Raw genomic sequence first — 8,641 nt, 5'->3', positions numbered from 1 at the left:
GCGCTCGTGTCCTCGAATGGCATCCCGAACCTCCCGGCGCAAAGCGCGCCAAACTGTTCGCGATGTCCTCGCACACCTGTTCGCGATGTCTCCGGTCCAAACACCCCCTTGAGGGGGAGATGTCGCCGAAGGCGACAGAGGGGGTCGGTACGTCTTGACGCGACTCTCCTAACCGACAGAACAGGCTGGAGCTCCGCGCGCGGCGACCCCCTCTGGCCTGCCGGCCATCTCCCCCTCAAGGAGGGAGATTGGCAGCTTGGCCGCAGTGCCAACCTGACGCGATTTTCTTGACGTACAGCAATTTTGTTCTTGCTTTGTGCCGGCAGCTATGCTACTAATCTCGCTATGGTGTCAATTGGCCCCGAAGACCCGCCCGCCGAGGCGGGTTTTTTATTTTCGGCCCTTACAGGCGAGTTCCCACCCAGCCCCACCATGGACGGGATTTCCACCACCCTGCCGGGCTGATAGGCTCGGCCTGTCTGCGGAGGACACGGCGATGCCGATCAATCTCGACGAGTTGAAGAATGCAACCAACCTGCGCTCCAAGCGCGATGGCGGTTCGTTCATTGCGCCGGTCGACGGCACGGCGCATGTCTCGGGCGAGCGCAGCGTGCCGCTGCTCAACCTGACCATCCCGGCGCTGTTTGCCGATACGGTCGGCAAATATGGCACGCTCGATGCCGCCGTCTTCGTCGAGCAGCATAAGCGCTTTACCTGGGACGAACTGTCCGACACGGTCGATGCGCTCGCCGCCGGCTTCCTGGCGCTCGGCCTCGAGAAAGGCGACCGCGTCGGCATCTGGTCGCCGAACCGCTGGGAATGGCTGGTGACGCAATTCGCCACCGCCCGCATCGGCCTGGTCCTGGTCAACATCAACCCGGCCTACCGGCTGGTCGAGCTGGAATATGCCTTGAACAAGGTCGCTTGCCGAGCGCTCGTCACCGCCGCCACATTCAAGAGTTCCGACTATCTCGGCATGATCGAAACGCTGGCGCCGGAGATCGCCAAGGCCACCCCCGGCAAGCTCGACGCCAACAGACTGCCGGCGCTGAAGACCGTCATCCGCATGGACGAGGACAATTCGCCGGGCATGTTCAATTTCGCCGACGTGCTGGCGATGGCCGGCCGCGACGAGCATGACCGGCTCGACCGGATTTCAGCGGGGCTGAAACCGGACGACGCCATCAATATCCAGTTCACCAGCGGCACGACCGGCGCGCCCAAGGGCGCGACGCTGACCCACAACAACATCGTCAACAACGGCAATTTCGTCACCGCGGCAATCCGGCTCACCGTCGACGACCTGCTGTGCATCCCGGTGCCGCTCTATCATTGCTTCGGCATGTCGATGGGCACGATGGGCTGCGTCACCAAGGGCGCGACCATGGTTTTCCCCAGCGAGGGGTTCGATGCCGGCGCCACGCTGAGGGCGGTGGCAACGGAACGCTGCACCGCGCTCTACGGCGTGCCGACCATGTTCGTCGGCCTGCTCGACCATCCGGAGTTCGCCTCCTTCGATCTCACCAGCCTGCGCACCGGCATCATGGCCGGCTCGCCATGCCCGATCGAGGTGATGAAGAAGGTGGTGTCGCTGATGCATATGGCTGAGGTGACCATCGCCTACGGCATGACCGAGACCAGCCCGGTGTCGTTCCAGAGCAGCGTCGACGATCCCCTGGAAAAGCGCGTCTCGACCGTCGGCCGCGTCCATCCGCATGTCGAGGTCAAGGCCATCGACGCCGAAGGCGCCACCGTCGCGGTCGGCGCGCCGGGCGAGCTGTGCACGCGCGGCTATTCCGTGATGAAGGGCTATTGGGACGACGAGCAGAAGACCCGCGAGGCCATCGACGCCGACGGCTGGATGCACACCGGCGACCTCGCCACCATCGATGCCGAGGGCTATTGCAACATCGTCGGCCGGGTCAAGGACATGGTCATCCGCGGCGGCGAGAACGTCTATCCACGCGAGGTCGAGGAGTTTCTCTATCGCCACCCGAAGGTCAAGGAGGTGCAGGTGTTCGGCATTCCCGACCCGAAATACGGCGAGGAGCTGTGCGCCTGGATCGTGCTGAAGCCCGGCCAGATCACCACCGAGCAGGAGATCAAGGCCTTCTGCGCCGGCCAGATCGCCCATTTCAAGATACCGCGCTACATCCGCTTCCGCACCGAATTGCCGATGACGGTGACCGGCAAGCCGCAGAAATTCCTGATGCGCCAGGCGATGGTCGACGAACTGGGACTGGTGACGCAGAAGACGGCTTGAGGGCGCGCTTCGGGCTTTCGCAGGGTTCGCAGACGAGGCTTGCCCAGAAGAGGCTTGCAAAAGGGGCTTGCGGAAGGGGCTTGGAATGAGTGGTTTCGCAAGATCGGCGGTTTCCTACGGCATGCCGTTGGCCGCGCTGGCGATGGCTGTCGCGGTCAGGGCCAGCGGGGTGTCGGTCGACGAAGGGTCGCTGGGCACCAGGATATTTATCGGCGCGCTGTCGAGCGCGATCATGTTCACCACCATTTTCGTGGTGCTCGACCACGCCGAGGCGGTGGCCCGGCGGGTGGGCGAGCCGTACGGCACGTTGGTGCTGACCATCGCCGTGACGGCAATCGAAGTGTCGATCATCGTTTCCATCATGCTGCACGGCGCCAACAACCCGACGCTTGCACGCGAATCCGTGTTCTCGACGGTGATGATCACGTCCACCGGCGTCGTCGGCATGTGCCTGACGTTTGGCGGCTGGCGCCATCGCAAGCAGGCAATCGTCCGCCAAGGAACCAGCGCCTATCTGGCGGTACTGGTCGCGCTGAGCGTCATGACGCTCATTCTGCCGACCTACACGCGAACCACCGATCCCGGCACGTTCTCGGCGGCGCAACTCGGCTTCGTCAGCGTGCTTTCGGTGCTGCTTTATGCCGGTTTTCTGTTCGCGCAGACTGTCCGCCACCGCGACGATTTCATCGACGGGCAAGCACATGGCGCCGCGGTGCGAGCCGACGCTCACGAAAGCGTCGCCGCCGGCGCCGTTCTCCTGCTGATCGGGCTGATCGGCATCGTCATGCTCGCCGAACAGGTCGCCGCCAGCGTCGAGGACGCGCTCGTCGCCTACCAGGTGCCGCAGGCCGATGCCATTGTCGGCGCAATGATCGCCGCGCTGGTCTTGATGCCGGAGGCCATTTCGGCGGTTCGTGCCGCGCTCAGCAACGAGCTGCAGCGCGGCCTGAACGTCGCCATGGGCTCGGCCTGCGCGACGATCGGTTTGACAATACCCGGCATAGCCGCCGCCAGCCTGCTGACCGGAAGAGGCCTGACCCTGGGCCTGCCGGCGACCGACACGGTGCTTTTGGTCCTGGCGCTTTTCATCTGCAATGTGAGCTTCGGCACGGAGAGGACGACGTTCCTGACCGGCTTGGTGCACCTCGTGGTATTTTTTACCTGGGTGTTTTTGATATTTGTGCCGTGAGGGTTGGGGGGCGAGCAAGGGGGCAGGCAGATTCTGACGACTGTTTCTCGGCCGAGCAGCCACACGTTTTCCGCACCGAGTTCCGAAGTAGGCAAGCCGCACAAGTTCGGCAAAGACGGCGTGAGGGGTGGGCGCCAATTTTTCTCCTTTGCGCCATGGGCGGACGCTTAGCACCAAGGCCTTGAACGTCTCGATAGGGGCCGCGAGCGGATTGGCAGCTTCTGGCTTCGCAACGAAGATTGCAGACATTCAACCCGCTGGATGGAGGTCGTGAACTGACCCAAGGCGACATTCCTCAGACTGTCCGTTTCCACCGAAGCGGGGCGATGCGGCCGATCAAGCGCCCTTTCGGGTTCGAAAGCTGTTAGGGTAGGATGATAAACGATGTGCCGCAGGAGCGGGGATGCCCGTCGATCGCGTTCAGCGGAAAGTAGCTGCCATCCTCGCTGCCGACGTGGTGGGGTTCAGCCGACTTGTCGGCAAAGATGAAGAGACGACCCTTGCTACCCTGAAGGTCCATCGACAAGCGATCGACAAGCTAATTGCCGGCTACGATGGACGCATCTTCGGAAGCGCAGGCGACAGCGTCATCGCAGAATTCGCCAGCGCGATAGGTGCGGTTCGGTGCGCTATCGACATCCAGTTGGCGATCGATCGGCTCAACGCCGACTTGCCTGGGCCAGGGCGCATGCGATTCCGGATTGGAGTCAACCTCGGCGACGTGGTGGTTGATGGCGACAATCTCATGGGTGACGGTGTGAATGTCGCCGCCCGCCTTGAGGGGCTGGCGCTTCCGGGCGGCATCTGCGTCTCTGACGCTATCCAGATGCAAGTTCGCGACCGTCTTGCAGCAGATTTCGTTGACCTGGGTGAGCAGCGCCTAAAGAACATTGCGCGGCCGGTTCGGGCTTTTCGCGTGCCCGTCACGTCTGAGGAACCAACTAGCTCGCCGTTTCGCGGCCTCGACAGTTTCGATTTCGAGCACGCCGATCTCTTCTTCGGGCGGAGCCGTGCGATCGCTATCTGCACTGAGCGACTGGAGCAGCTCGCGGTCGCGGGCAAGTGCTTCCTGCTCATCTACGGGATGAGCGGCTCCGGCAAGTCCTCGCTCGTGCGCGCCGGGCCGATTCCGGCCGTCACGCAACGTGGCGCGGTGCCGGGCATCTTGCTCTGGCGGCGTTGCGTCATGCGTCCGTCCGAGGGACCTGACGCGATCACGTCTCTGTCAGCGGCGTTGCTCCGCGCCGAAGCCTTGCCCGAACTTGCCGAAAACGGGACGGCGACCGAGTTGGCGGCGACGTTTCGGAACAATCCCGATCGGGCGCTGGCTTTTGTCCGCTCGGCGCTCGCCTCGACCCCCTCCAGTGGCGGCCCGGGTAAGGCGCGTCTGGTCCTAGCCGTCGATCAGATGGAGGAACTCTTCACAACCGAAACGGAACCAGCCTCGCGCGCTTTGTTCGTGCGATTGCTTTCAGCGTTCGCCACTAGCGGACTTGTATGGGTGATCGCGACGATTCGCGGCGACTTCTTCCATCGGTGCGGCGAGGTCCCGGGTTTCTCGGCATTGAAGGATGGCCTGAGCAGCTACGAACTCTTGCCTCCGACCGGGGCCGAGATTTCGAAGATCATCCGTGAACCCGCAAGCGCGGCGGGCCTGCGCTTTGAGGAAACGAAAGACCGCGGCCGACTGGAGGACGTGCTTCAGGAGGCGACAGCGGCCGACCCCGGTTCCCTACCACTGCTCGAGTTCGTGCTCGAAGCACTTTACCAAGCCGGCCGAGCAGAACGCCTGCTTACCTTCGCAGCCTATCGTGCGCTTGGAGGCCTCGAGGGCGCGATCGCGCGCCGGGCCGACGAAGTGGTCGAGGCGTTGTCGCCCACGGTTCAGGATGCGCTGCCAACCGTCCTTCGCGCGCTGACGACGGTTCGTCTCGGCGACAATTCAGTCGCCGCGGCCCCGGCGGTCCGCGACAACATGGCGCGAACGCCCGCACAAGCTGCACTTCTCGACGCGTTGATCGCGGCTCGGTTTCTCGTTTCCGACGAGAACCTTGAAGGGCAGGCAGTCGTCCGCGTCGCCCACGAGGCGCTTTTGAGCCGTTGGCCCCGCGCGCGCGACATCGTCAACGCTGATCGAAGTTTTCTGGAGACGCGTGCCCGGCTGCGAACCGATGCCGGCCGCTGGCATGCCGACAACAGGAATCCCGACCTGCTTCTGCCCGCCGGCATACGACTTGCCGAGGGCGAGGAATTGCTAGTGTCGCGGCGAGAGGACGTCGACGATCAAGTAGCTCAGTAAGTAGAAGCATCATTGTTGGCTCAGATGGCGGTCGCGGAAAGGGAGCGACAGGCCGATCGTGCGCGCATAGAGGCCGAAGAGGCGACCAAACGGGAGCGCCTTGAGCGCGAAGCGGAACGCCGCAGCCTGGTGGCGGAAGCGGCGACACGGCTTGCGCGCCGCACGCGTTACGCCGCTATTGTCGCCTTTGCATTGGCGGTCGTGGCAGGCGCCGGCGCGATCGCCGGATTCTGGGGACAACACGAGGCCAGCCTTCAGGCAGAGCGCGCCGACGAGAATGCCCAGGACGCAATAGCGGCGAGAGACCTCGCGCTGCGCAACCAGTCACGGTCGCTCTCGTCGATCTCGCTGCAACTGTCGTCCGCCGGGGACAGCGAGCTTGCCATCCTTCTGGCGCTGGAGGCCCTTCCCAAGAAGGGAGAAACGACCGAACGGCCCTATGTGACCGAGGCCGAAGCCGCCCTGTTCAGAGCTCTGTCCGGGTATCAGGAACTCGCCGTCCTTCGCCATGAAGATGCCGTCACCCACGGCGCTTTCAGTCCGGAAGGAGACCGCGTCGTTACATCTTCCTTCGATCAGACCGCGCGAGTTTGGAACACCGCCGACGGAAAGGCGCTTGCCATCCTCAAGGGCCATAAAGGCGTGCTAAAGTTGGCAGTGTTCAGCCCGGACGGAAGACAAGTCCTCACTGGCTCGGTCGACGGCACTGCAAGGGTCTGGGATGCGGCGACCGGCAAGCAGCTCTACGTCCTCAATCAGACCGGTGACGTCCACGCCGCGATTTTCAGCCGCGACGGAACGCGGATCTTTACTGCTTCGGAGTTTGCCGCGCCGACGATCTGGAACGCTCGGGACGGCACCGAGATTGCCAGATTGCCGGGAGCCAGTTGGCAATCTACCGTTCTTGCGGTGAGTCCCGACGGTCAAATGCTTGCTTCCGTCCAGTTCCACGGAGACGTTCAAATTTGGAATGCGAACGACGGCACTCCGATCGGCACGATTCCGGTTCGCGGAGACAATGTTACTGGCATCGAGTTTAGTCCGAACGGGACCCAACTCCTGACCGTCGCCTGGACTGGCACGTCTCGTCTTTGGAGTCTGGCGGATCTGTCGGGACTTGCCGCTCTCCCCGGATCACCGAGTGCTGGCCATCAAGGGACCTTCAGTCACGATGGCCGCCTTGTGGCAGTCGTTGCCATCGACGGATCCGCCCGTCTTTGGAATACAAGGACAGGTGAGTTGATCCGCATATTCGGCCAAGAAACCAGGGCAAGCGCGCTCAATGCCGGAATCTCCTATCAATATCTCGACGTCAACGGCGCGTTCAGCCCTGACGGCGAACTTTTCGCCACCGCGTCGGTGAACGGCGTTTCCCGTATCTGGGACGTCAAGAGCGGCTCGCAGGTCTCGATCCTCCACGGGCATAGTGCGCTGATCGAGGAGGTCGCCTTCAGCCCCGATGGCCGTCGCCTTCTCACGGTGTCGCACGACGGAACCGCGCGCATCTGGGACGTCGACGGTGTGCTAACGACCACGTTGCGTCACGAAACCGCGCGCAGGTTCGCAGTATTCAGTGCTGACGGGGCGCGCGTCGTGACGGGAAGCGGTGTCGTGGGGCATGTCTGGGATGTTGCAAGTGGCAATTTGGTTGCGACGCTCGCGCCCGGCACGGAAGGCTTGCTTAAGCTTGCGGTATTCAGCCCTGATGGGCATCGTCTTGCCACGACGTCCAACGACGGCGTGGTTCGGCTGTGGGAGGCCAAAGGCGGTCGCGAAGCGGCAGCGCTGGAAGGTCATGATCCCAAGGTCGTCCAGGTCCAATTCAGTTCCGATGGCTCGTTCCTGGCATCCGCTTCGGTCGATGGAACTGTGCGGCTCTGGGACGCCTCGACCGGCGCTGCCAAGACAGTATTTCAAACCACAGCGGATTTGCAGGATGCCTTGTTCAGCCCGGATGGCAAGCTGGTCCTTGCGACGTTGAACGACAATACAGCGCGGCTTTGGAAGATGGACGGCACTGAGATCACAGGTGTTCCAGGACACGAGAACCGCATCAGCGCAGCGGCTTTCAGTCCCGACAGCCGATTGGTCGCCATTGGTTCTTCTGACGGAACGACGCAAATCTGGTCAGTCGCGGAAGGGGAAGCTGCCGCCACGTTGGAGGGACACGGCGGGCCGGTGACAAATGTTGCCTTCAGCAACGATGGCAGGTCGCTGGCAACTGCCTCACGAGATGGAACCGTTCGCATCTGGAGCGTCAAGGACGGGAAGGAAAGGTCTGTCCTCACGGGGGGCAGTGCCAGCATCGACAACGTCGCATTGAGTCCCAACGGACAATATGCGGTGACGTCGTCCTACCGTGAGCGGTCTGTCAGGCTGTGGTCTGCCGACACGGGTCAGCAACTCGCGCTCCTTGTTGGCCAGCATGACACCAGCACGATCGTCCCGGCGGTCACGCGGGCCGCATTCAATTCGGATGGCACACAGGTCGCAGCTGTCTCAGGCGGAGATAGCGTGCAGTTGATCCGCGTCTTCACGTCGCCAGAGGACCTCATCGCCTATGCTCAAGACGTCGTGCACCGAAAACTCACTTCTTGCGAGCGTAAGCGCTTCTTCCTGCCCGTGGCAGATGATGCCGAGGACTGCCCTAGCTAAGCTGGCGTTGCAGCAGTCGTGTCAGCAGCGAGATGAAACGAATCCAGAGGGTCCGAAGCTGGCGCAACCTCGCCCGTCGTGTTGACACCAGGGAAGTCCGCTTCTGAAGGAAGGCAGGGGCCGGCTGAATGACCGACATTGCTGAAGGGTTTCGGGTGCCGTCAGGCGTACGAAAGTCTCTGATGCAGGAACCCGCGGGCCGCAGGCGGTGAGCTATGGGGATTTGTGTTTCGGG

At 62.9% G+C, this 8,641-nt stretch carries 4 protein-coding genes; all 4 read left to right on the top strand.

The features are described from left to right. Positions 1 to 496: 496 nt before the first annotated feature. The 4 genes from NKI08_RS34090 to NKI08_RS34075 all read left to right on the top strand — a co-directional run bounded on the left by NKI08_RS34090 (position 497) and on the right by NKI08_RS34075 (position 8,406). The gene (locus NKI08_RS34090) at positions 497 to 2,263 is read left to right on the top strand and encodes an AMP-binding protein (RefSeq protein WP_352775827.1); all 1,767 of its coding nucleotides are present in this window, start codon (positions 497 to 499) and stop codon (positions 2,261 to 2,263) included. Between the two features lie 85 nt (positions 2,264 to 2,348). After that, positions 2,349 to 3,452: a calcium:cation antiporter gene (locus tag NKI08_RS34085; RefSeq protein WP_352472676.1), complete on the top strand. Its 1,104-nt coding sequence runs from the start codon at positions 2,349 to 2,351 to the stop codon at positions 3,450 to 3,452. 403 nt (positions 3,453 to 3,855) lie between these two features. Then, positions 3,856 to 5,751, top strand: a complete 1,896-nt coding sequence (locus tag NKI08_RS34080) for an adenylate/guanylate cyclase domain-containing protein (RefSeq protein WP_352775824.1) — start codon at positions 3,856 to 3,858, stop codon at positions 5,749 to 5,751. A gap of 24 nt (positions 5,752 to 5,775) precedes the next feature. After that, complete coding sequence (locus tag NKI08_RS34075; RefSeq protein ID WP_352775830.1) at positions 5,776 to 8,406, top strand: WD40 repeat domain-containing protein; 2,631 nt, start codon at positions 5,776 to 5,778, stop codon at positions 8,404 to 8,406. The last annotated feature ends 235 nt before the right edge of the window (positions 8,407 to 8,641 follow it).

It is taken from the genome of Mesorhizobium sp. M0768, assembly GCF_040320195.1.
Lineage (GTDB): Bacteria > Pseudomonadota > Alphaproteobacteria > Rhizobiales > Rhizobiaceae > Mesorhizobium.
The sequence above is the reverse complement of the archived record's forward strand: the minus strand, read 5'-3'. Positions and strand labels throughout refer to the sequence as shown.

Coding starts and splice junctions, on each gene's coding strand:
- NKI08_RS34090 (WP_352775827.1), top strand. CDS start 497: ATGCCGATCAATCTCGACGAGTTGAAGAATGCAACCAACCTGCGCTCC.
- NKI08_RS34085 (WP_352472676.1), top strand. CDS start 2,349: ATGAGTGGTTTCGCAAGATCGGCGGTTTCCTACGGCATGCCGTTGGCC.
- NKI08_RS34080 (WP_352775824.1), top strand. CDS start 3,856: ATGCCCGTCGATCGCGTTCAGCGGAAAGTAGCTGCCATCCTCGCTGCC.
- NKI08_RS34075 (WP_352775830.1), top strand. CDS start 5,776: ATGGCGGTCGCGGAAAGGGAGCGACAGGCCGATCGTGCGCGCATAGAG.